The organism is Rhodococcus sp. NPDC058639 (assembly GCF_042717545.1).
In the GTDB taxonomy this organism is placed as follows: domain Bacteria; phylum Actinomycetota; class Actinomycetes; order Mycobacteriales; family Mycobacteriaceae; genus Rhodococcus.
In genome coordinates, this window is the sequence record NZ_JBHXRF010000003.1 from 390,267 (window position 1) to 408,949 (window position 18,683).

Below are 18,683 nucleotides of genomic sequence, written 5' to 3' on the forward strand. Positions count from 1 at the left end.
TATCCGCGAACGACCGGACGGACGAATCGGCGTCGTGGTCGAGGCTCGATCCGCGCATGCTGCTCGTCCACCCCGTCGAAGAGATCCTGCGCCTGCTGCCCGTGCTGGTCGGCACGGTGGTGCTCGGCAGCAGCAGCGGCAACCCGTACTGGGGACTCGCCGCCGCCGCGGTGCTCGTCGTGATCGGCCTGTCCCGGTGGTTCACGACGACGTACCGAGTGGGACCTGTGCATGTCGAACTGCGGCGCGGGCTGCTCCAACGACAGGAACTGTCGATCCCGCGGAGCCGGATCAGGTCGGTCGACGTCGAGCAGCGGGTCCTGCATCGGCTTCTCGGTCTCGCCGTCGTGAAGATCGGGACCGGACAGTCCGCCGGCCACGGCCCCGGCCGCGACCGCAACCGGTTCGAACTCAACGGGCTCGCCGCCGACTCCGTACCGGCGTTGCGCGACGCCCTTCTCAGCGACCGGTCTGCCCGCACCGACGCCGACGCCGACGCCACGGCCACGGCACCCTCGGCGGAGGCGTCGCCCGAAATCGAGATCGCCCGGTTCGATCCGCGCTGGATTCGGTACGCCCCTTTCTCCGCGACCGGCCTGATCGGTATCGCTGCGGTGGTGGGTATCGCCTTCCAGTACGGGCTGGGCGAGCGTCTCGCCGAGTCCCGCAGCGTCGAACGCGGTGTCGCGGCATTCGAAGCTGCCGGAGTGGTGGTCTCGGTCGCGGTCCTCACGCTCGTCGTGCTGCTGATCGCGAGTATCGCAGCGTGCGCGCGGTACGTGTTGCTCTACGGAAACCTGCGGGTGACCGACGACGGGCGCATGCTGCGCATCGGCCACGGCCTCGTGAAGGTCCGCCATTCGACCCTCGACCGCGAGCGCTTGCGCGGAGTCAACCTGCGTGAACCGCTCGCTCTCCGGCTCGCCGGCGGCGCGCGTCTCGACGCGATCATGACGGGCGTCGCCGCGGAAAGCGGCGAATCGTCGCTGGTGATGCCGTCGGCGCCGGAACGCGACGTGCACCGCGTCGCCGCACAGGTGCTCACCGATCCGCTCCCCGTAAACGTGCCGCTACTCGCCCACGGTCCCGCGGCCCGTCGCCGTCGGTACACGCGCGCACTCGTCCCGGTGGTTCTTGTCGCGGCCGCCGTGATCGTCGCTCTGGCGGTGGTCGGTCGCTCGTTGCCGATTCCGGCGACGGTTGCGGTACTCGTGGGACTCCTTGCGGGCGCTGGCGCACTCGCATGGGACCGTTACCGCGGACTCGGCCACGCCGTCGTGCCCGGTCGTCTCGTGACGCGGAGCGGATCGGTAGACCGGCAACGCGTGAGCCTGGACGCCGAGGGGATCATCGGCTGGACGGTGCGGCAATCCTTCTTCCAGCGCCGGGCAGGTGTGGCCACGGTCGTCGCCGCGACGCCGGCCGGGGCAGGACACTACGAGGTGATCGACATTCCCGAAGAACTCGCGTGGTCGCTGGTCGAGGCGGTCACCCCCGGCTGCGCCGACTCCTGGGCCCGGCGATGAGGGGCCCGCTGCCCGGCCCGGAGCCGGAAAACCTCGAACAGATGGACGCCGAACTCGTCGACTGCCGGGCATGCCCGCGGCTGGTGGCGTGGCGCGAGCAGGTCGCGCGCGAGAAGCGTGCCGCCTTCCGCGACGAGGAGTACTGGGGACGGCCGGTGCCCGGCTTCGGGCCGGACGACGCGTCCCTGCTGATCGTCGGGCTCGCGCCTGCGGCACACGGAGGAAACCGCACCGGGCGGATGTTCACGGGCGACCGTTCGGGTGACGTGCTGTACGCGGCTCTGTATGAGGCGGGCTTGGCGTCGCAGCCGGTCGCAACGCACCGCGGCGACGGTCTCGAACTGTTCGGAACGCGCATCACCTCACCGGTGCACTGTGCTCCGCCGGCGAACAAACCGACGGTGCTCGAACGAGACACGTGCCGCCACTGGCTCGAACAGGAACTCGATCTGCTGTCACCGACCCTGCGCGCGGTGGTGGTACTGGGCGGGTTCGGGTGGCAGTCACTGCTGCCGGTACCGGCAGCAGCCGGATGGACGGTGCCCGCGCCACGGCCGAAGTTCGCACACGGGGCGCATGTCGTCCTGGAACCGGCCTCGGACGCGCGGCAGCCGCTCCACCTGTTCGGGTGCTATCACGTGAGCCAGCAGAACACCTTCACCGGGCGGCTGACGCAGGACATGGTGGTGACGGTGCTCAGGGACGCGGCTCGGGCGGCCGGACTGCCCGTGAAATCTCTTTGATGCGAACCGAGAACAGGTACACACCGGCCGGCGCGAGGGCCGCGACCGGCAGCAGCAGGATGCGCCAGTCGGCGACGACCACTTGGTCGCCGCCGGGACCGCCGGCCAGGCACAGCAGGAAGACGACGCCCCACGCCACCAGCGGAAGCGCAGCGCGGCCCAGCGATCCCGTCTCGGTTCGCATCGCTGCCACCAGGAGAAGATTCATCACGGCGGCCAGCACGATGACGATGGGGAACGGCACCCCGCCGAGGTAGAGGCCCAGGTAGAACACCGACAACACGGCGCACAGTCCGCCGCTGATCACGAGCAGGGCGACTACGCCCCTGCGCGGTGCGGGTTCGGATACGGACGCGGGACCACCGGACAGCCCGGTTGCGGGATCGACCGTCATGACACGATAGTGCGCCACACGGCCGGGGGCGGCGCAACCGGGTCCTGTGCGATCACGGGACGGGCGGGTAGCCGAGCATCGTCAGCAGGGCACTCTGCTGATCGGCGAAGTGGTAGAGGGCGTCGTAGTACTCCGCGCGGATCTGGCCGGAATAGGGCCGCAGCGAGTCCACGAACGCGACGATCTGATTCTGCACGGACCAGTTGTACATCGAACCCCCTGTGGTGGGGCCGCCCCCGCGCGGCAGTACCTATGACCGCGGCACCATGACCGCGGTACCTTTGACCGCCGCGGTACCTATGACCGCCGCAGTGCCTATGACACAGGTCACACTAGCCGATGCCGGCGAACAGGTCATCCTCGCGACCGGTCTCGTCGACGCGACCGAGTTCCCCGCGGGCCAGCACGAAGTGCTCCTCGGCGAACACGGGTTGCGCCACCATGTTCGACAGTGCGAACCCGCCCCCGCAGGGAGCCAGGACGACCTGGGTCGCATGGGCGGCCATCGCCGAGCGTTTCGCGTCGAGCACACCGCTGACATCGACGACCGTGGTCACCTGTTCGTCGGGCACACTCGGAAGCTCGTCCGGTTCCGGCATGCGCCAGCCTTCGGGCAGGTGGTCCAGAGCGGCGATTCCCGCATCCAGAGCCGAGCGTTCGGTGACGGTCCAGTACACCTTCGCGGGTGTCCAGGGCGCACCCGCCTCCGGAAAGTCGTCGGTGCCGGACACTTCGACGGCAGCGGTGACGCGGTCGTGGACCGCGATGTGATCGGGGTGCCCGTACCCACCGCGCGGGTCGTAGGTGACGACGACCTGTGGGCGGGTCTCCCGGATCACCGCGACGAGCGCCTCCAGCGCCTCGTCCGCGTCGGCGTTCACCCACGCTCTCGGGTTCTCGGCAGAGGGTGTCCCGGCCATTCCCGAGTCGCGCCAATGGCCTGCACCGCCGAGAAAACGCGGCCCGTCCACCCCGAGCGCCGCGAGAGCGCGACCGAGTTCGAGGATGCGGTACCCGCCCAGTTGGTCGGCCTGGTCGGCGGCCAATTGCGCCCAGCGGTCTCCGATGACCTCACCTTCCTCGCCGAGCGTGCAGGTCACGACGGTGACCTCGGCGCCTTCTGCGACGTAGCGGGCGATGACGCCGCCAGTGGTGAGCGATTCGTCGTCGGGATGGGCGTGAACCAGCAGCAGCCGACGATCCGCAACGTTCGGCGTCTGAGCGAAATCTGTTGTCACGGTGTACTCCTCCACCACAAATGTGCGTCTCCGAAGATGCCGGCGGGGACCGAACCGGCCAGCGACACGTTGTCGATCTCCGGCCCGGCCGCGACCACGGTGCGATCCTGCAGGATCGGGAGGTTCACGGCGAGCGCCCACAGCTCGGGCTGCGCGGCGGCGATGACCTCCCGTGGGTCGGCAGTGCCGCGCACCGCAGCGAGCAGATTCTCCTCGAGGTCGGGATCGCATGCCCCGGACAGGTTGCTCGGTGCATCGAGCATTGCCCGTATCTCGTCTTCTTCGTCGTCCGAGCTTCCACCCGTCGCCGCGGAAGAGCCGGACGTGGGGGCGGCCTCCGTGGCGCCCGCACCGGGTTTCGTGGACTCCCCGCCTTCTGCCTGCGGCGGATCGGCGGCGCGGGCAGCGCCCTCGACGACGGGCAGCACCGGTGGACAACCGAACCGGGACAGCGCTGCGGTGGCGGGATCGTCCCCCACCCGCATCCATCCCAGAACCGCATGCACGCTGCCGTCGACCAGGGACTCGCCGTACAACTCGTCCGGAGGTAGCTCCGTCACGGTCGCGGCGATACCGGCGTCGCGCAGGACATCGGCTGCCGTGCGCGCGACCGCGAGGGTGGTGTCGGCGTCCTCCGGCACTCCGATCACGAAGTTCAGAGGTTCGCCGTTGCGGAGCAGGAGATTGTCGTCCGATTCCGGGGCGGGCGGTGCGCCGGTGGGTGACGGGGCCGGTTCGGCAGACGGGCCGTCGGCGCCGGCAGGCGGTTCCTCGGGCAGGGGGTCGGGAGCGACGGGCATGTATCCCGCTTCCGCGAGGAGACCGAGCGCCTCTTCCCTGCTGGGTCGCGGCGGCATCGTGGGCGCGTATCCGGGATCGGACGGCGCCAGCACCTGGGCGCGTGCCGGGACGACGCTGGTCTGGGTTCCCGCACCGACGAGTGCGAGCAGGTCCGGGTCGAGCAGACCGAGGATCCCGCGGCGCACGCGCAGATCGGCAAGTTCGTCCGCACGGGTGTTGAGCGTGAAGTCGAGCGTGCGCGGCTGCAACTGAATACCGGTGCGGACGCCGGGTACCGCGTCGAGTTGGGCAAGCAACGCCGCCCCTCCCCGCGTTTGTGCCACCTGAGCGTCACCGCTGCGCAGAGACTCGGCGAACTGGGAGTCGGTGCCCCCGCGGCGCATCAGGATCTCGTCGGGCACAGCAGGAGTGCCCCAGAAGCGATCGTTACGTTCGAGGAGCACCTCGCCGCGACCGCGGTCGACGGCATCGACGTGGAATCTGCCGCCCGAGACCGGAATCGTTTCGGACAGTCCGCTCAGGAACCCGCCGGGGGTGTCCTTGACGAGATGTGCGGGCAGCAGGTCGGTGAACAATTCGCGCCAGGCCGGATACGGTTCGCGCAGCGTGACGGTGACAGTCTTGCCTCCGCCCGACGAACGGACGTCGTCGATGAGCCGATAGCCCGCGGGATCGACCACTCCCGGCTGCGTGATCATCTGCTGCCACAGGTACCGGAAGTCCTCGGCGGCGATCGGGGCGCTGTCGGACCACTGCGCCTCGTCGCGCAACTGGTACGTGATGGTGAAGGGATCCTGCTCGGTGACCTCGGCGGAGATCAACACGGTCACGTCCGGTACCCACAGCGTCGCCGCCGGATTCTGCGGATCGGGCACCGCCCGGAACGGGCTGGGCAGTACCAGGCCCGCGACGGCGTTCGCGACGGGCGACTGGTCCGCCAGCAGATGCGGATTGAAGCCGGTATCGACCCTGTCGATCGCCACGACCACGGTGCTGCGGGGGCGCGTCGGAGCCGGAGGAGTCGTCGGCTCGGCCTGTTCGATGGGCGGCGGCGGATCGGCGGTACACGCCGTCAGCATCAAGACCACCGATGCAAGGAGCGCCGGGACTCCGCTACGCCACCGGCGACGGACACGCGTACGCAACACTCCGGCTTCCCTCCCGTCGACCAGGCGGTACGTGGCGGTCCCGGCCAGCAACTGCTCGCCGGGACCGCCACATCCTTACTACTTGTTACGGGCCTTCTCGCGCGACCGCGCGCGCTGCCGGTCGGTCGCCGAGAGGTGCACCTTGCGCACGCGCACGATCTCGGGGGTGACCTCGACGCACTCGTCGCCGGAACAGAATTCCATAGCCGCCTCGAGGGTCAGCTCGATGGGCTTGGCCAGCGTCTCCATCACGTCGGCGGAAGACTGACGCATGTTGGTCAGCTTCTTCTCACGCGTGACGTTGATGTCGAGGTCTTCCTGGCGCGGGTTGATGCCCACGACCATGCCCTCGTAGGTGTCCGCGCCGGGCTCGACGAAGAACGTGCCACGGTCGGCCAGCTGAATCATCGCGAACGGCGTCACGGTGCCGGTCCGGTCGGAGACGAGCGAGCCGGTGTGGCGGGCGCGGATCTCGCCGGCCCACGGGGCGTAGCCGTGGAAGACGGCGTTGGCGATGCCCGTGCCGCGCGTTTCCGTGAGGAAGTCGGTACGGAAACCGATCAGGCCGCGGGACGGGACGAGGAATTCCATCCGCACCCAGCCCGCACCGTGGTTGGTCATCTGCACCATCTTGCCCTTGCGGTTGGCGAGCAACTGCGTGATGGCGCCGAGGTACTCCTCGGGCGTGTCGATGGTGAGCTCTTCGAACGGCTCGTGCAGCTTGCCGTCGACCTGCTTGGTGACCACCTGGGGCTTACCGACGGTCAGCTCGAAGCCTTCGCGGCGCATCTGCTCCACGAGGATGGCCAGCGCCAGCTCGCCACGACCCTGGACCTCCCAGGCGTCGGGACGACCGATGTCGAGCACCTTCAGCGACACGTTGCCGACGAGTTCCGCGTCGAGGCGGGACTTGACCATGCGAGCGGTGAGCTTGTGGCCCTTGACGCGCCCGACCAGCGGGGACGTGTTGGTACCGATCGTCACCGAGATGGCGGGCTGGTCGACGGTGATCCGGGGCAGTGCCACCGGGTTCTCGAGGTCCGCGAGGGTGTCGCCGATCATGATGTCGGGGAAACCCGCGACGGCGACGATGTCACCGGCGATGGCGGACTCTGCGGGATGCCGCTCCACGCCGACGGTTGCGAGCAACTCGGTGATCTTCGCGCGGGTGACGACGGGCTCGCCGTCGACTTCACGCATCCAGCTCACGGTCTGTCCCTTGCGGAGCTCACCGTTGTGGATGCGGACGAGCGCGAGACGACCGAGGAACGCGGATGCGTCGAGGTTGGTGACGTGTGCCTGCAGCGGTGCTGCAATGTCGCCCTTCGGCGCCGGCACGTACTCCATGAGGACGTCGAAGAGATCGTCGAGGTTCTCCGCGTCGGGCGCATGGCCGTTCTCGGGCTGCTTGCGCGACGCCTTGCCCTCGCGACCCGATGCGTAGAGCACCGGGAGACCGAGTGCGAGTTCGGCCGCCTGGGCCGCCTCGTCGTCGAGGTCGGAGGCGAGGTCGAGCAGAAGGGTCTGGCTCTCCTCGACGACCTCGGCGATACGGGCGTCGGGACGGTCGGTCTTGTTGACCACGAGGATCACCGGCAGCGACGCGGCGAGTGCCTTGCGCAGCACGAACCGGGTCTGCGGCAGCGGTCCCTCGGAGGAATCGACGAGCAGCACGACGCCGTCGACCATGGACAGGCCGCGCTCGACCTCTCCACCGAAGTCGGCGTGGCCGGGGGTGTCGATGACGTTGATGACTGTGACGCTGCCGTCGGGGTGGTGACGGTGCACCGCGGTGTTCTTCGCGAGAATGGTGATGCCCTTCTCGCGCTCGAGGTCACCGGAGTCCATGACCCGGTCCACGAGTTCCGCACGTTCGGCGAACGCGCCCGACTGGCGCAGCATGGCGTCGACGAGGGTGGTCTTTCCATGGTCGACGTGCGCCACGATGGCGACGTTCCGAAAATCAGCGGTGCTCACGCGATGGCTCTCCTGGCTGTTGTCCGCGGCCACACGGCACTGGACCCGGTCGGCACCTCGCCCGTACGGCGCATATTGTTCGAAGCCGCTACGCGATTGCGATACGCCCGCTACCGGCCTGAGACGGCCCGAGCAGGCACTGCGGCCACGAACATCCTACCGCCCTTCCGGGGGCGCCTGCTCCGAGCCCTCCCTGTAATGCCAGGTCACGACGTCGGAACGTGAGATTCGCCACGCAAGAAGGCCGTTATGCGAGCGTTACGGTCCTCTCAGGGTGTTCCGAAACCGCCTCTTGCGTTCCCGTAAGGGCACGCTAACCTGACACGCGAATGCTGCGACGAGGGCGGGACGATTCATGGGCAAGAAGATCAAGCCGAGCAAGGTCGCCGGCCTGAAGCCGAAGAAGAAGTGCTGCCGTAAGAAGACCCGCTGCGTGAAATGCCCCGTGGTCATCATGCGCATGAAGAAGGTCGCGAACGACGACCTGAGCAAGAAAGAACTCCGCAAGCACCTCGAGAAGGCGCGCGCCGCCTGAACTCAGCCGGCAAGGAGTGCCCGGAGGTCCGGCAGCCACGCCCGGTCCGCTGCCACGAGGTCCACCTCGTCGAGTTCACCGGCATCGACCCAGCGCACTGCGGCGTGATCGAGTGCGCGGGGCTCCCCGTCGAGCAGGTGCACCCGGTACGCGCACATCACCAGGCCGCCGCGAAGGTGAACTTCGGCGCCGAACCGTTCACCCCCGCGGACCTCGATGCCCAGTTCCTCCCGCAGTTCCCGGCGAAGCGCCTCCTCGGCACTCTCCCCCGGTTCGACCTTCCCGCCGGGCAACTCCCACTGCCCGGCAAGTTCGGGCGGCCGGGTCCGCTGAGCGAGGAGTACGCGCCCGTCACGGAATACTGCTCCGGCGACGACGTGTCCCGTCGGCGGTGTCGTTGCGGTCATGCCGTGCATCGTCCCAGAATGGTTCATGGCCCAGTTACTGACGGACGGCGAGATCGACGCGGCGCTGTCCGAACTCCCGCACTGGCGACGAGCAGGCGCGTCCCTGACCCGAACGATCGATGCTCCGACGTTTCCCGACGCGATCGCACTGGTCGACAAGGTCGCGGAGGCCGCCGAAGAGGCGGACCACCATCCCGACATCGACGTCCGATGGCGGAAGGTGACCTATTCGCTGTGCACGCACTCCGCGGGGGGGATCACCGAATCCGACGCGGAGATGGCGCGCCGGATCGATCAGCTGGCTCAGACGGTCGGTCTGTAGGGGTCGCGGCGTCGGAGGTTTTTGCCTCCGAGTTCGCGACGGGTGCCGGCGCGGCGTGTCCAGTCTCCGAGTCACGCAACCTCCGGGCGCCCACGATCATCCAGACGTAGGCGAGGACCGCACCCGTGACGTAGACCGTGCCCAGCCACGCCAGGGGTGCGGGCCGTCCCACCGTCCAGATCGAGTCCTGCGCACTGCTGAGCACCCACGGCACGCCGACGAGCGTCACGACGGCCCAGAACGCGGCGAGGATGCGGGTGCCGGTGAGCCGAGCCAGCGGGCCGTACAGGAGCCAGATCAGCATCGGGATCACCCACACCCAGTGATGGGCCCACGAGATCGGTGAGACCAGCAGACCCAGGAGCTGGACGACGAGCAGGGTCCCCAGTAGATCGTCCTTGCCGAGCGAACGCCACGCGGCGAACGCGAGTGCTGCGCACACGACGACAGCGACGAGCCACAGCGGTCCGGTCTCGACGTCCTCCCCCACGATGCGGCTCAGCGCACCGCGGAGCGACTGGTTCCACACCGATCCGACCGGACCGATTCGGTCGGCGTCGCCGAACAGGGTGGTGAAGTAGGTCAGCCCTTGCTCGCCGAGCGCGAGCACGCTGACCAGGACGGTCGCCGCGAATGCGACGGCGGAGAAAAAGGCTTCTCGCCACCGACGCCGTGCAAGGAAATAGAGACCGGTGATGGCCGGCGTCAGCTTTATTCCGGCGAGAATTCCTACGAGGCCGCCGGAAAGCCACCATCGGGAACTACGCACGCCAACCATGACGCCGAGTACCAGGAAAACGTTGATCTGCCCGTAGTCGAGGGTGGTGCGCAGCGGTTCGGTCCAGATGCCGACGGCCGTCCACGCGAGGGCGACCCCGGTCCACTGCCGCGTGCGCGCTTCGGTCCCGATCACAAGTTCGAACGCGATACGCACCACGAAGAACAACGCCGCGACCGTGAGTAGTTGCCACGCCACACCGAGTACCTCGAACGGCACTACGTGCAGCGGAAGGAATATCAGCGCTGCGAACGGCGGATAGGTGAAGGGCAGCGGGAAGTCCGGGGTGTAGCGACTGTAGGTGAAGTTGTAGAGGTCGCCGTCGAGCAGAGCGGCGGAGCCGTCCACATACACGTGCAGGTCGACGAGGTTCATCCCGTTGGGCGTGAACAACGTCCAGGCGAGCCGCGCTGCGACGGACACCACCAGCAGTGCCGCGCACCACCGCACCGGATACGAAGGAACTCGTCGTGGCACCGCGGTGCAGCCTCCCGTCGTTCCCTGGCCCGGATGCCCGGACCTTCGGCAGTAGAGACTACCGGCGAACACCCGGCCCTCCGAAACCCTGATTCACTCTGGTAACAATCTCATCTCTACTCACAACAGTCACAATGGAAACACGTTACCGTCTACCGGGTACCGCCATTCGGAACAGACTGTGGCTACACTCCCCCGAAGGCAACCGCCAACCCGGGTTCGGCACGGTGGGTTGTCCTGCGGGAGGCGACTCCATAGAGTGTCGCCTCGAGCCGTCAGTACCGGCTGGTCTTCCAGGCCTACCAGGTACTTCAACGACAAGGATGGGGAACAGTGCTTCGTACTCGAGGAATGCGGCGTGCGCTCACAGCGTGCGCACTTGCCGCCACTGCGGGACTGGCGGTGCCGTCGCACGCCTTCGCGCAACCGGCGCCGCCGGCGCTGCCCGACTTGGCCCAGTTCGTCGAACTCCCCCAATTCGAGGTTCCGGCCGACCTCTCCATCGAGTCGTTGACACGTCTGATCCCCGAAATCCAGGCGAACCCCGAGCAGGTGGAAGCGCTTGCGTCGCTCGCGCCGGCCATCGTGGGAGCTGCAGCCGGGCCGTCGGATGTTGCCGACGTCGCGGACGGCAGCAACGACCTGCTCGCACAGGCGAAGGAACTGCTCGCGAATTCCGAGCTTCCCGAGTCCCTGAAGGGCACCCTCGAGCGCGTCATCACCTTCCTGGACGGCAGCGGTGGCGGTGGCCCCGACATTCCGGCACCGGGCACGGTCGTGATCTCGCAGTTCCTGTACCCGACGCTCGGCCAGGATTGCATCGGTGACGGACAGGACTCCGTGGGCAGCGCGCTCGCGGTGGCCGGTCCTGCTCAGCTGCCGCCCCCGGGCCCGGCCGCCGGACAGGTCGGATTCGTCTTCACCGCTCTCGGCACCGCGCCTACCGCCGGTGAACAGGACCTGACCCTGAGCTGGATCAACGTCTCCAACGGCCGCAGCGGCACCCAGCCGCTCACCAACGAGGCACGCATCAACCCGGACGGTCCCGCCACGTTGACCGCCATCGCCGACACCGGCGCCGGCCAGGTCGTAGCGGTCGTCTCGGGTGGTATCACCACGCAGAAGGAAGGCACGGACCCGCGTTCGTGCACCTTCCTCCCCACCCTGGGCCTGGTGTCCGTGCCCTGACGGACACCGATAACAGAACAGCCGAAGACCGCCGGGATTCGTCCCGGCGGTCTTTGCGTGTCTGTACAGACCTTCGGTCCGGTGCGCTCGATCGAAACCGGTTGTGCATTAGCGGCATCCCCGTGCTAGACACGGTGGACCAACTAGTTGATATGGCGCACTAAAGTTTTCGGCCGCGATCTCGCCGGCCCGTGAGCGAGGAGAGGCATGGCCGTCGAAACTCCGATCCCGACGCGGGAGCAACCCTCTCCTTCCGGGATTGTCGCGGTCCTGGCCATGTGCGGGATCAGCGTCGCCCTCATGCAGACCCTGATCGTGCCGATCCTGCCCCGGCTGCCGCTCCTCGTGAACGCGTCCCCGGAGAACACGTCCTGGGCAGTGACGGCGACACTTCTGGCGGGTGCAGTCGTCACCCCGATCAGCGGCCGGCTCGGTGACATGTTCGGCAAGCGCCGGATGCTGCTCGCCAGCCTCGGCATGATGGTGCTCGGTTCCGCGGTGTGCGCGGTGGCGAACACACTCCTGCCCCTGGTGATCGGTCGGACCCTCCAGGGCGCCGCCGTAGGCGCGATTCCCCTCGGCATCGCTATCCTGCGGGACGAGCTTCCGCCGAAACGGGTTCCCGGCGCGATGGCCACGATCAGCGCGACCATGGGCGTGGGCGGAGCCATCGGTTTGCCCCTGGCGGCGCTGGTAGCCCAGCTCACCGACTGGCACATGCTGTTCGTCGCCTCGCTGGTGCTCGGCGCGGTCGGCATCGCCGCAGTGTGGAAGTTCGTCCCGGAATCACCGCGACGGAACCCGGGCCGGTTCGATTTCCTGGGAGCGGGTCTGCTCTCCGCCGCCCTGATACTGCTTCTCGTTCCGGTGACGAAGGGAAATTCGTGGGGTTGGACAGAGCCGGCCACCCTCACCATGCTCGGGGGAGCGCTGTTGGTCTTCCTGGGATGGGGTTGGTACGAGTTGCGCCTGGACCGGCCGCTGGTCGATCTGCGACTGTCCGCGCGCCGTCCCATCCTGATGACGAACCTGGCGTCGATCGCGCTGGGCTTCGCGATGTACGCGAACGTCCTCGCTTTCCCCCAATTGCTCATGGCGCCACCCGAAACCGGCTACGGGCTCGGGCAGACGATGGTCGCTGCCGGTATGGCCCTTGCGCCGAGCGGACTCGTCATGATGGCGTTGTCCCCGGTGTCGGCACGGATCACCGCCACGTTCGGCCCGCGTGTCACCCTCGCCTGCGGCGTCGTCTTCGTGGGAGCCGGTTATCTCACGGCGTATCTGCTGCACCGGGAGTTGTGGCACATCATCGCGGCATCGATGGTCATCGGAGCCGGCGTGGGTCTCGCCTACGCCGCCATGCCCGCGCTCATCATGAGTGCCGTCCCGCTCCACGAGTCCGCGGCGGCGAACAGTCTGAACACGCTTATGCGGTCCATCGGTACCTCGACGGCGGCAGCGGTGATCGGTGTCGTGCTCGCCGCGATGACCGTGCAGGTCGGCGACGCAGTCGTGCCGGAACTCAGCGGCTTCCGCACCACCTTCCTCATCGCGACACTCGCGTCGGTGGTGGCGCTCGTGTTCACCGCGTTCATCCCGCCCCCACCTCCGCGGGTTCGCGAGGTCGGACCGGCTAGAGGCGTGTAAGCGACCACTGTCCGTAATCGGCAGTGAAGACGCGGTTGACGTCGATACCGATTCCGTCGATGGTCCCGCCGCCCTTCTGGTGCAGGTGTGCGCGCGGATGGACGTAACCGGCCGGCGTGCCCCAGTCGTGCTGCCAGTAGAACGCACCGAGACCCACCGCGGACGCCCAGTCGATGGTCGGAGAGTTGGCATACACGCCGGTGTTCGCGGGGCCGACCACTTCCTGCCACGCGAGAAGGTAGGGCACGATCCGGGTGGTGAACTGCTCGAAGGTCGGGTTGTCGTCGATGGATGCGTAGATCGGCCGGTCGTCGGGTCCGCCCGCTGCGCGGTGCAGTTCCAGACCGCGTCGCGCGTGCCTCAGGCCCGCGTCGTAGCCACCGAGCCAGTCGGCGGTCTCCGCCTTGCCGAACTGGTAGCACGACACGACTTCCAGTCCGTTGTCGAGCAGGGCGCCGGCTTCTCCTCGGGTCAGCGGCTTACCGAGCATCCATTCGGCGCCGGGCCGTCGGTCGGATACGTATCGGATCGCCCCGATGTGTCCGGCGGCCCTGATCGACGCCGCCGACGGGACACCCGCCGAATAGTCGACGATGGTGCCGAGGACTTCCCGAGCCTGCGCCGCTCCCGGGGTCATGACCGCGGAGGCCACCACGGCGCCCGAGCCGATCGCCGCGTACCGCAACATGTCTCGACGAGAAAACGTCATGGCGCCCCGTTCCGGAATGTGTGACCGTGCCTCCGGATTGCACCACATTCACACCCGCCACACGCAGCACATGGGTAAAGGTGCTGGTCGAACCTACGTTGCGAACGGTTCTCAGCGGCCCGCCAACTCGGCGAAAAAAGCGGGCACGAGCGCGACATCTTCGACGGTGCGCACCGTCGTGCGTATTCCGAGTCCGTGCTCCTTGAGGAGGTCGCACAGACCCTCGCCGTCGACGAGATCGATGGGCGGAGCGCCGTGCCGGTGTGCCTCCGCTCGCGCATCGTCGGTGAAGGATCCGGTCGACACCAGCAGACCTTTCTCCCCTCGCCCGACCATCGCCGCACGGAATTCACGAACGACGTCGGCGCCCGCGCGCTCCTGTCCCCGGACGAACCGGAAGAACACCGAGAAACTGAGCAGGGAGACACGCAGGATGCCGGTGCCCTCCACCTGGGTGTCGGAGTCGGTGCCCCCACCCGGAGCGGGGACTGTCAGAGTGGTGAAGCCCGCGGACCGCAGCACAGCGGTGACGAGGCGCTCGAAACCCTCTGCGGGAAGGTCGGCGACCGCCCCGAGCACAGGCTCTCGCCACAGTTCGGGATCCTCGGGTGCAGCGGCGAGCGGCACGACCTGCGCGCCTTGCGACGAGTTGCGAACCAGGCGTCGGCGTCGCTTCTCCGCGGTGTACGCGACCTGCATGGGCTTGATCTCGGATTCGCGGACCGCGCGGCCGTCGTCGGTCACGCTCCACACGCCTCGACGGGTGTTCGACAGCAGGCCCATGCCCTTGAGGTAAGTGCGCGCCCAGGCGATCCGGTACTCGATTTCGGTGCCGGGACCGTCACCGTGCAGTACGGCCTGGTCCGCCTCGGACAAACCGACCCGGGCGATCACAGCCCCATCGATTTCCTCGATGACCCCGGATCCGCCGATTTCGATCACCGCCTGCAGCGTCGGCCACAGGAGATCCGTGTACGGCGGCAACGCGGATTCGTCGCCTCCGGCGTTCCGGACGGAATTACCGATCGCGTTCCGACGCTGCACACCTTCCCCTAACGTTGCGGCCACGCGGCCGCGGCTTCGGTCCTGGACGTCGGAAAATACCCTAGCGGATGCGGCACAGGCGCCGGTCGTCGCGCTCCGCCGAGCCCCGGCGTCCGGCGACCACCGGCCGCCGGCCGGGCGTGCGCCGAAACCGTCCGCTCGCACCGCGCTACCGACCTACCATGCGAGACAGGGACTCCACCCCTTTCTCCGCTCGCATGAGGTGACCTCATGAACCGCCCCGCACCCGTCGACATTGCCCACCACGCGCACCTGAGCGGCATGTTCGCGCCGCAACGCGACGAGGTGGATGTTCGGGATCTCGAGGTCGAGGGACATTTGCCCGACCTGGAAGGGAGTTACCTGCGCAACGGCCCGAATCCTCGATTCGATCCGATCGGGCAGTACGTCTACCCGATCGACGGGGACGGAATGGTGCACCGCGTCGCACTGTCCGGCGGTACCGCGCGCTACACGAACCGGTTCGTGCGCACCCCGCAGGTCGTGGCCGAGGAGAAGGCGGGACGAGCCCTGTGGGCCGGCATCACCGACCCGTATTTTCCGCCCGCCGACGAGGTGGGGTCCGATCTCGCGAACACCATGCGCGAACTTCCCGACATCAACGTGGTCCGGCACGGCGGCCGGTTGCTCGCGCTCGCCGAAGCCGCGCCGCCGTACGCGCTCGGTTCGGAACTCGAGACATTGGGCCGGGAGACATTCGGCGGGGCGCTACCGGTCGGTCTTACCGCCCATCCCAAGATCGATCCACACACCGGTGAGATGGTCGCGTTCTGCTACATGCTCGACGCGCCGTTCCTGACATGGTCGGTGTTCGGCCCGGACGGCGCCGTCGTTCGCGCGGCCACACCCATCGACGGCGCCGACCGCCCCCTGATGGTGCACGACATGGCTCTCACCGAGACATACATCGTGCTGATCCTGGCGCCGATGGTCTTCGACCTGGAAAAGATCTTCACAGGCGCCTCACCCCTGGACTGGCAACCCGAACTCGGGGTCCGGATCGCCCTCGTCCCCCGCGACGGTGGCGCAGTGCGCTGGTTCTCCACCGACACCTTCTGGATGTGGCACACCGCCAATGCCTTCGACCTCCCCGGAGGAGATGTCGCGGTCGACTACGTGGAGTGGCGGTATCCCGGCGCGTTGACCGAGCACGACGGACCCAACCCGTCGCTGTTGCGCCGGGCGGTCATCGGGCGGGACGGCGTCACCCGCACGACACTCCACGACCGCGACATCGAATTCCCCCGCATCGACGAGCGCCTGTGGACGGACCGTCACCGCGTCGTCGCCACGCTGGGCCGCAGCGGATCGCAACGATTGCCGTCCGGCTCCGCCGACGCGTTGTTCTGGTTCGACGTGGACTCCGGCGCCGACACGGTGTGGTCCGGGGGCACGCTCTCCCCCGGCGAGCCGGTGTACCTCACGAGCACGTCCGGCGCCGGTTACTGGGGCTCGATCGCGACCGACTTCACCGATCTGACGAGTTGGTTCCTGGTGTTCTCCGCCGATGATCCGGGTGCGGGACCATGTGCGCGGGTGCGGTTACCGATCCGGGTGCCGGCGGGGTTGCACGGCACGTGGGTGCCCTCGGGGTAGGGGCAGCCACCGCCTACTGTGGACCGATGGGTTTCACACGTGCCGAACTCGAATCCTTCCGCGACGCCGTGGTTCCCGACCTCGTCGGGCCGGGATGCCGCTTGCTGTTCGTCGGGATCAATCCCGGTCTGTGGACTGCGGCGACGGGCGCGCATTTCGCGCGACCCGGAAATCGGTTCTACCCCGCGCTCTTTCGCGCCGGGATCATCACGCACCCGATCGCCCCGTCGGAAGGGATGAGTGCGGCCGATCGCACTCACCTGATCGAACGCGGCGTGGGCATCACCAACCTGGCTCCGCGGGCGACTGCCCGCGCCGACGAGCTGACGCCGGACGAATTGCGTGCGGGTGCCGAACGATTGGCGTCGGTGGTGGCCGAGTTCCGCCCGCGGGTCGTTGCGGTTGCGGGGATCACGGCGTACCGGTCGGCGTTCGGGAAGCGCACGGCGCGCCCGGGTCTTCAGGACGACACCATCGGGGGCACACCGTTGTGGGTGGTGCCCAACCCGAGCGGACTCAATGCCCACGAGACCGTCGAGTCGCTGGCGGCGGCGTACGCGGAACCTGCTCGGGCCGCGGGGATCCTCAGCGCTCCGAGTTCACCCGCCCGCTGACCTTGTCGAGGTAGCCCGCCGCGCGATAGCCGGGTGGAGTTCCCTCCACGAGAATCGCTGAACCGTCCGAGTTCTCGGTCCTGAGCGGAAGGATTTCCTGATACGCGGGCGAGTCGTACCACCCGCGTGCCCGTTCGAGGTCGGGGAACTCGATGAGCACCAGGTGGCCGGGCCATTCCCCTTCGACGACGTGGGGGTCTGTTCCGTGGACGAGGAACCGGCCGTCGAATGCACGAACGGTGTCGTCGATCTTCGTCAGGTATTCGGCGATGGCGTCTCCGAAGGCGACGCTGCGGAGGTGGGCTACGGCGTATGCGGTCATGCCTCGAGCGTGCCGCGCCGGGCGGCGCCGGGCGGCGCCGGTCGATTACCTCAGAGGTAATGGCGGCCGTTCCCGGCGGCTCTATTCTCGAAAACATGACGGTCGTCGAGAGGGTTCGGCCCGGGGCGTTGCTGCGCGCGTGGCGGGAACGCCGAGGAATGAGCCAACTCGACCTTGCTCATCGGGCAGGCATCTCGTCGCGGCACATCAGCTTTGTCGAGACAGGGCGGTCGCAGCCGTCCCGGGACATCGTGGTGAGACTGAGCGAGCATCTCGACATTCCCCTACGGGAACGAAACTCGATTCTGCTCGCCGCAGGACTCGCGCCCGCCTATCCGGAGCACCGACTCGACGACGTGCCGTTGAGTGCGGTCGCCGATGCCATCACCCGGATCCTGGAACTCCACCGGCCGTTTCCCGCGCTGGTGGTCGACCGGCACTGGACGATGGTCGACGCGAACGACGCCGTCACGGCACTGGTCTCGGATTGTGCGGCGGACCTGCTCGAACCGCCCGTCAACGTGCTGCGGCTGACACTCCACCCGCGGGGACTGGCACCGCGTATCGCCAATCTCGGGCAGTGGCGCGCGCACCTGCTGGCACGGTTGCGTCACCAGATCGCCGCGACCGGCGATCCCGTGCTCGTGCGTCTGCACCAGGAACTCGAGCAGTATCCGTGCGACGACCCGGTCTCGGCCACGAATCCCCACGCGCTGGTCGTGCCGCTGCAGTTACGGGTCGGAAGCAGCGTTTTGTCGTTCCTGAGCACGACCACGCTGTTCGGGACCCCTCTGGACGTCACCGTGTCGGAATTGGCTATCGAATCTTTCTACCCCGCGGACGCCTCGACGGCTTCGGCGCTGCGCGCCGGGTAGGCACCGAAGAACGGGCCGAAGCGGTCTCGTGGCGGTGTCGTGCGCGCTACCGTTGGGACGGAAACTGTGTTCGAGCAGATCCGAAAGGCTTCGTCATGAGCACTACGAAATGGTGGGTCGTCGACGGACGCGACGACGGTTTCGCTCTCGAGCAGCGCGCCACCGGGGACATCGTGATCATGAACAACGCGACGTCGGAAGAGCATGTGCTGCCGGGATATGTGTGGAAGCACTCCCCGAATTTCGGCTTGCAGATTCAGAGCGACGGGCCTCCGCCCTATGGCTCCTGGATCGAGAACCCGGAAGACTGACGTCACCGAA

20 protein-coding genes are annotated in these 18,683 nt (G+C 67.9%); 10 read left to right on the forward strand and 10 right to left on the reverse strand.

All coding sequences use genetic code 11. From position 1 onward, the window contains the following. Positions 1 to 56 precede the first annotated feature (56 nt). The gene (locus ACFWU2_RS07525; protein WP_378603772.1) at positions 57 to 1,526 is read left to right on the forward strand and encodes a PH domain-containing protein; all 1,470 of its coding nucleotides are present in this window, start codon (positions 57 to 59) and stop codon (positions 1,524 to 1,526) included. After that, positions 1,523 to 2,269 (forward strand): uracil-DNA glycosylase, encoded by a 747-nt coding sequence (locus ACFWU2_RS07530; RefSeq protein ID WP_378603312.1) that lies wholly within the window; start codon positions 1,523 to 1,525, stop codon positions 2,267 to 2,269. Before ACFWU2_RS07525 ends, ACFWU2_RS07530 begins: the two co-directional genes overlap by 4 nt. On the opposite strand, the gene ACFWU2_RS07535 is transcribed toward ACFWU2_RS07530, so the two are convergent. From ACFWU2_RS07535 to typA, 5 genes are all read right to left on the reverse strand, one after another. Beyond that, the gene (locus ACFWU2_RS07535) at positions 2,223 to 2,663 is read right to left on the reverse strand and encodes a hypothetical protein (protein WP_378603315.1); all 441 of its coding nucleotides are present in this window, start codon (positions 2,661 to 2,663) and stop codon (positions 2,223 to 2,225) included. The genes ACFWU2_RS07530 and ACFWU2_RS07535 overlap by 47 nt on opposite strands. Before the next feature lie 52 nt (positions 2,664 to 2,715). Continuing rightward, complete coding sequence (locus tag ACFWU2_RS07540; RefSeq protein WP_378603318.1) at positions 2,716 to 2,874, reverse strand: hypothetical protein; 159 nt, start codon at positions 2,872 to 2,874, stop codon at positions 2,716 to 2,718. Positions 2,875 to 2,995: 121 nt separating this feature from the next. Further along, positions 2,996 to 3,901, reverse strand: a complete 906-nt coding sequence (gene mshB / locus ACFWU2_RS07545; RefSeq protein WP_378603321.1) for an N-acetyl-1-D-myo-inositol-2-amino-2-deoxy-alpha-D-glucopyranoside deacetylase — start codon at positions 3,899 to 3,901, stop codon at positions 2,996 to 2,998. Further along, positions 3,898 to 5,781 (reverse strand): ABC transporter family substrate-binding protein, encoded by a 1,884-nt coding sequence (locus ACFWU2_RS07550; RefSeq protein WP_378603775.1) that lies wholly within the window; start codon positions 5,779 to 5,781, stop codon positions 3,898 to 3,900. The genes mshB and ACFWU2_RS07550 overlap by 4 nt, the downstream gene beginning before the upstream one ends. A 147-nt stretch (positions 5,782 to 5,928) precedes the next feature. Beyond that, positions 5,929 to 7,827 carry a translational GTPase TypA gene (typA, locus tag ACFWU2_RS07555; RefSeq protein WP_378603324.1) on the reverse strand — a complete coding sequence of 633 codons (1,899 nt, stop codon included), beginning with the start codon at positions 7,825 to 7,827 and terminating at the stop codon, positions 5,929 to 5,931. A gap of 355 nt (positions 7,828 to 8,182) precedes the next feature. On the opposite strand from typA, the gene ACFWU2_RS07560 reads away from it, so the two are divergent. Further along, positions 8,183 to 8,362, forward strand: a complete 180-nt coding sequence (locus tag ACFWU2_RS07560) for a hypothetical protein (RefSeq protein ID WP_169621621.1) — start codon at positions 8,183 to 8,185, stop codon at positions 8,360 to 8,362. A 2-nt stretch (positions 8,363 to 8,364) separates the two neighbouring features. On the opposite strand, the gene ACFWU2_RS07565 is transcribed toward ACFWU2_RS07560, so the two are convergent. Continuing rightward, positions 8,365 to 8,769, reverse strand: a complete 405-nt coding sequence (locus tag ACFWU2_RS07565) for a (deoxy)nucleoside triphosphate pyrophosphohydrolase (RefSeq protein ID WP_378603327.1) — start codon at positions 8,767 to 8,769, stop codon at positions 8,365 to 8,367. Between the two features lie 25 nt (positions 8,770 to 8,794). Here ACFWU2_RS07565 and ACFWU2_RS07570 point away from each other — a divergent pair, with 25 nt between their 5' ends. After that, entirely contained in the window at positions 8,795 to 9,091 is a 297-nt protein-coding gene (locus ACFWU2_RS07570) for a 4a-hydroxytetrahydrobiopterin dehydratase (protein ID WP_378603330.1), read from the forward strand. On the opposite strand, the gene ACFWU2_RS07575 is transcribed toward ACFWU2_RS07570, so the two are convergent. Further along, positions 9,027 to 10,346 carry a mannosyltransferase gene (locus ACFWU2_RS07575; RefSeq protein WP_378603333.1) on the reverse strand — a complete coding sequence of 440 codons (1,320 nt, stop codon included), beginning with the start codon at positions 10,344 to 10,346 and terminating at the stop codon, positions 9,027 to 9,029. The genes ACFWU2_RS07570 and ACFWU2_RS07575 overlap by 65 nt on opposite strands. 351 nt (positions 10,347 to 10,697) lie before the next feature. Between ACFWU2_RS07575 and ACFWU2_RS07580 the strand changes: the two genes are divergently transcribed. Next, the gene (locus tag ACFWU2_RS07580) at positions 10,698 to 11,534 is read left to right on the forward strand and encodes a hypothetical protein (RefSeq protein ID WP_378603778.1); all 837 of its coding nucleotides are present in this window, start codon (positions 10,698 to 10,700) and stop codon (positions 11,532 to 11,534) included. Between the two features lie 207 nt (positions 11,535 to 11,741). After that, entirely contained in the window at positions 11,742 to 13,181 is a 1,440-nt protein-coding gene (locus tag ACFWU2_RS07585) for an MFS transporter (protein WP_378603336.1), read from the forward strand. On the opposite strand, the gene ACFWU2_RS07590 is transcribed toward ACFWU2_RS07585, so the two are convergent. Together ACFWU2_RS07590 and ACFWU2_RS07595 are read right to left on the reverse strand one after the other, a co-directional pair. Continuing rightward, positions 13,168 to 13,890 (reverse strand): DUF1906 domain-containing protein, encoded by a 723-nt coding sequence (locus ACFWU2_RS07590; protein WP_378603339.1) that lies wholly within the window; start codon positions 13,888 to 13,890, stop codon positions 13,168 to 13,170. The two genes, ACFWU2_RS07585 and ACFWU2_RS07590, sit on opposite strands and share 14 nt — an antisense overlap. Positions 13,891 to 14,001: 111 nt before the next feature. Further along, positions 14,002 to 14,934 carry a winged helix-turn-helix domain-containing protein gene (locus tag ACFWU2_RS07595; RefSeq protein ID WP_378603342.1) on the reverse strand — a complete coding sequence of 311 codons (933 nt, stop codon included), beginning with the start codon at positions 14,932 to 14,934 and terminating at the stop codon, positions 14,002 to 14,004. Positions 14,935 to 15,165: 231 nt separating this feature from the next. Here ACFWU2_RS07595 and ACFWU2_RS07600 point away from each other — a divergent pair, with 231 nt between their 5' ends. Then, positions 15,166 to 16,551 carry a carotenoid oxygenase family protein gene (locus ACFWU2_RS07600; protein WP_378603345.1) on the forward strand — a complete coding sequence of 462 codons (1,386 nt, stop codon included), beginning with the start codon at positions 15,166 to 15,168 and terminating at the stop codon, positions 16,549 to 16,551. A 26-nt stretch (positions 16,552 to 16,577) separates the two neighbouring features. Then, complete coding sequence (locus ACFWU2_RS07605; RefSeq protein WP_378603348.1) at positions 16,578 to 17,165, forward strand: mismatch-specific DNA-glycosylase; 588 nt, start codon at positions 16,578 to 16,580, stop codon at positions 17,163 to 17,165. Here the strand turns inward: ACFWU2_RS07605 and ACFWU2_RS07610 are convergent. Next, positions 17,137 to 17,487, reverse strand: a complete 351-nt coding sequence (locus tag ACFWU2_RS07610) for a DUF1330 domain-containing protein (protein ID WP_378603351.1) — start codon at positions 17,485 to 17,487, stop codon at positions 17,137 to 17,139. The genes ACFWU2_RS07605 and ACFWU2_RS07610 overlap by 29 nt on opposite strands. Before the next feature lie 95 nt (positions 17,488 to 17,582). Between ACFWU2_RS07610 and ACFWU2_RS07615 the strand changes: the two genes are divergently transcribed. Both ACFWU2_RS07615 and ACFWU2_RS07620 read left to right on the forward strand, forming a co-directional pair. After that, complete coding sequence (locus ACFWU2_RS07615; protein ID WP_378603354.1) at positions 17,583 to 18,362, forward strand: helix-turn-helix domain-containing protein; 780 nt, start codon at positions 17,583 to 17,585, stop codon at positions 18,360 to 18,362. A gap of 95 nt (positions 18,363 to 18,457) precedes the next feature. Beyond that, complete coding sequence (locus ACFWU2_RS07620; protein WP_378603357.1) at positions 18,458 to 18,673, forward strand: maltose regulon activator MalT; 216 nt, start codon at positions 18,458 to 18,460, stop codon at positions 18,671 to 18,673. Positions 18,674 to 18,683 lie beyond the last annotated feature (10 nt).

Coding starts and splice junctions, on each gene's coding strand:
- ACFWU2_RS07525 (WP_378603772.1), top strand. CDS start 57: ATGCTGCTCGTCCACCCCGTCGAAGAGATCCTGCGCCTGCTGCCCGTG.
- ACFWU2_RS07530 (WP_378603312.1), top strand. CDS start 1,523: ATGAGGGGCCCGCTGCCCGGCCCGGAGCCGGAAAACCTCGAACAGATG.
- ACFWU2_RS07535 (WP_378603315.1), bottom strand. CDS start 2,663: ATGACGGTCGATCCCGCAACCGGGCTGTCCGGTGGTCCCGCGTCCGTA.
- ACFWU2_RS07540 (WP_378603318.1), bottom strand. CDS start 2,874: ATGTACAACTGGTCCGTGCAGAATCAGATCGTCGCGTTCGTGGACTCG.
- ACFWU2_RS07550 (WP_378603775.1), bottom strand. CDS start 5,781: ATGCTGACGGCGTGTACCGCCGATCCGCCGCCGCCCATCGAACAGGCC.
- ACFWU2_RS07560 (WP_169621621.1), top strand. CDS start 8,183: ATGGGCAAGAAGATCAAGCCGAGCAAGGTCGCCGGCCTGAAGCCGAAG.
- ACFWU2_RS07565 (WP_378603327.1), bottom strand. CDS start 8,769: ATGACCGCAACGACACCGCCGACGGGACACGTCGTCGCCGGAGCAGTA.
- ACFWU2_RS07570 (WP_378603330.1), top strand. CDS start 8,795: ATGGCCCAGTTACTGACGGACGGCGAGATCGACGCGGCGCTGTCCGAA.
- ACFWU2_RS07580 (WP_378603778.1), top strand. CDS start 10,698: ATGCGGCGTGCGCTCACAGCGTGCGCACTTGCCGCCACTGCGGGACTG.
- ACFWU2_RS07585 (WP_378603336.1), top strand. CDS start 11,742: ATGGCCGTCGAAACTCCGATCCCGACGCGGGAGCAACCCTCTCCTTCC.
- ACFWU2_RS07590 (WP_378603339.1), bottom strand. CDS start 13,890: ATGACGTTTTCTCGTCGAGACATGTTGCGGTACGCGGCGATCGGCTCG.
- ACFWU2_RS07600 (WP_378603345.1), top strand. CDS start 15,166: ATGAACCGCCCCGCACCCGTCGACATTGCCCACCACGCGCACCTGAGC.
- ACFWU2_RS07605 (WP_378603348.1), top strand. CDS start 16,578: ATGGGTTTCACACGTGCCGAACTCGAATCCTTCCGCGACGCCGTGGTT.
- ACFWU2_RS07610 (WP_378603351.1), bottom strand. CDS start 17,487: ATGACCGCATACGCCGTAGCCCACCTCCGCAGCGTCGCCTTCGGAGAC.
- ACFWU2_RS07615 (WP_378603354.1), top strand. CDS start 17,583: ATGACGGTCGTCGAGAGGGTTCGGCCCGGGGCGTTGCTGCGCGCGTGG.
- ACFWU2_RS07620 (WP_378603357.1), top strand. CDS start 18,458: ATGAGCACTACGAAATGGTGGGTCGTCGACGGACGCGACGACGGTTTC.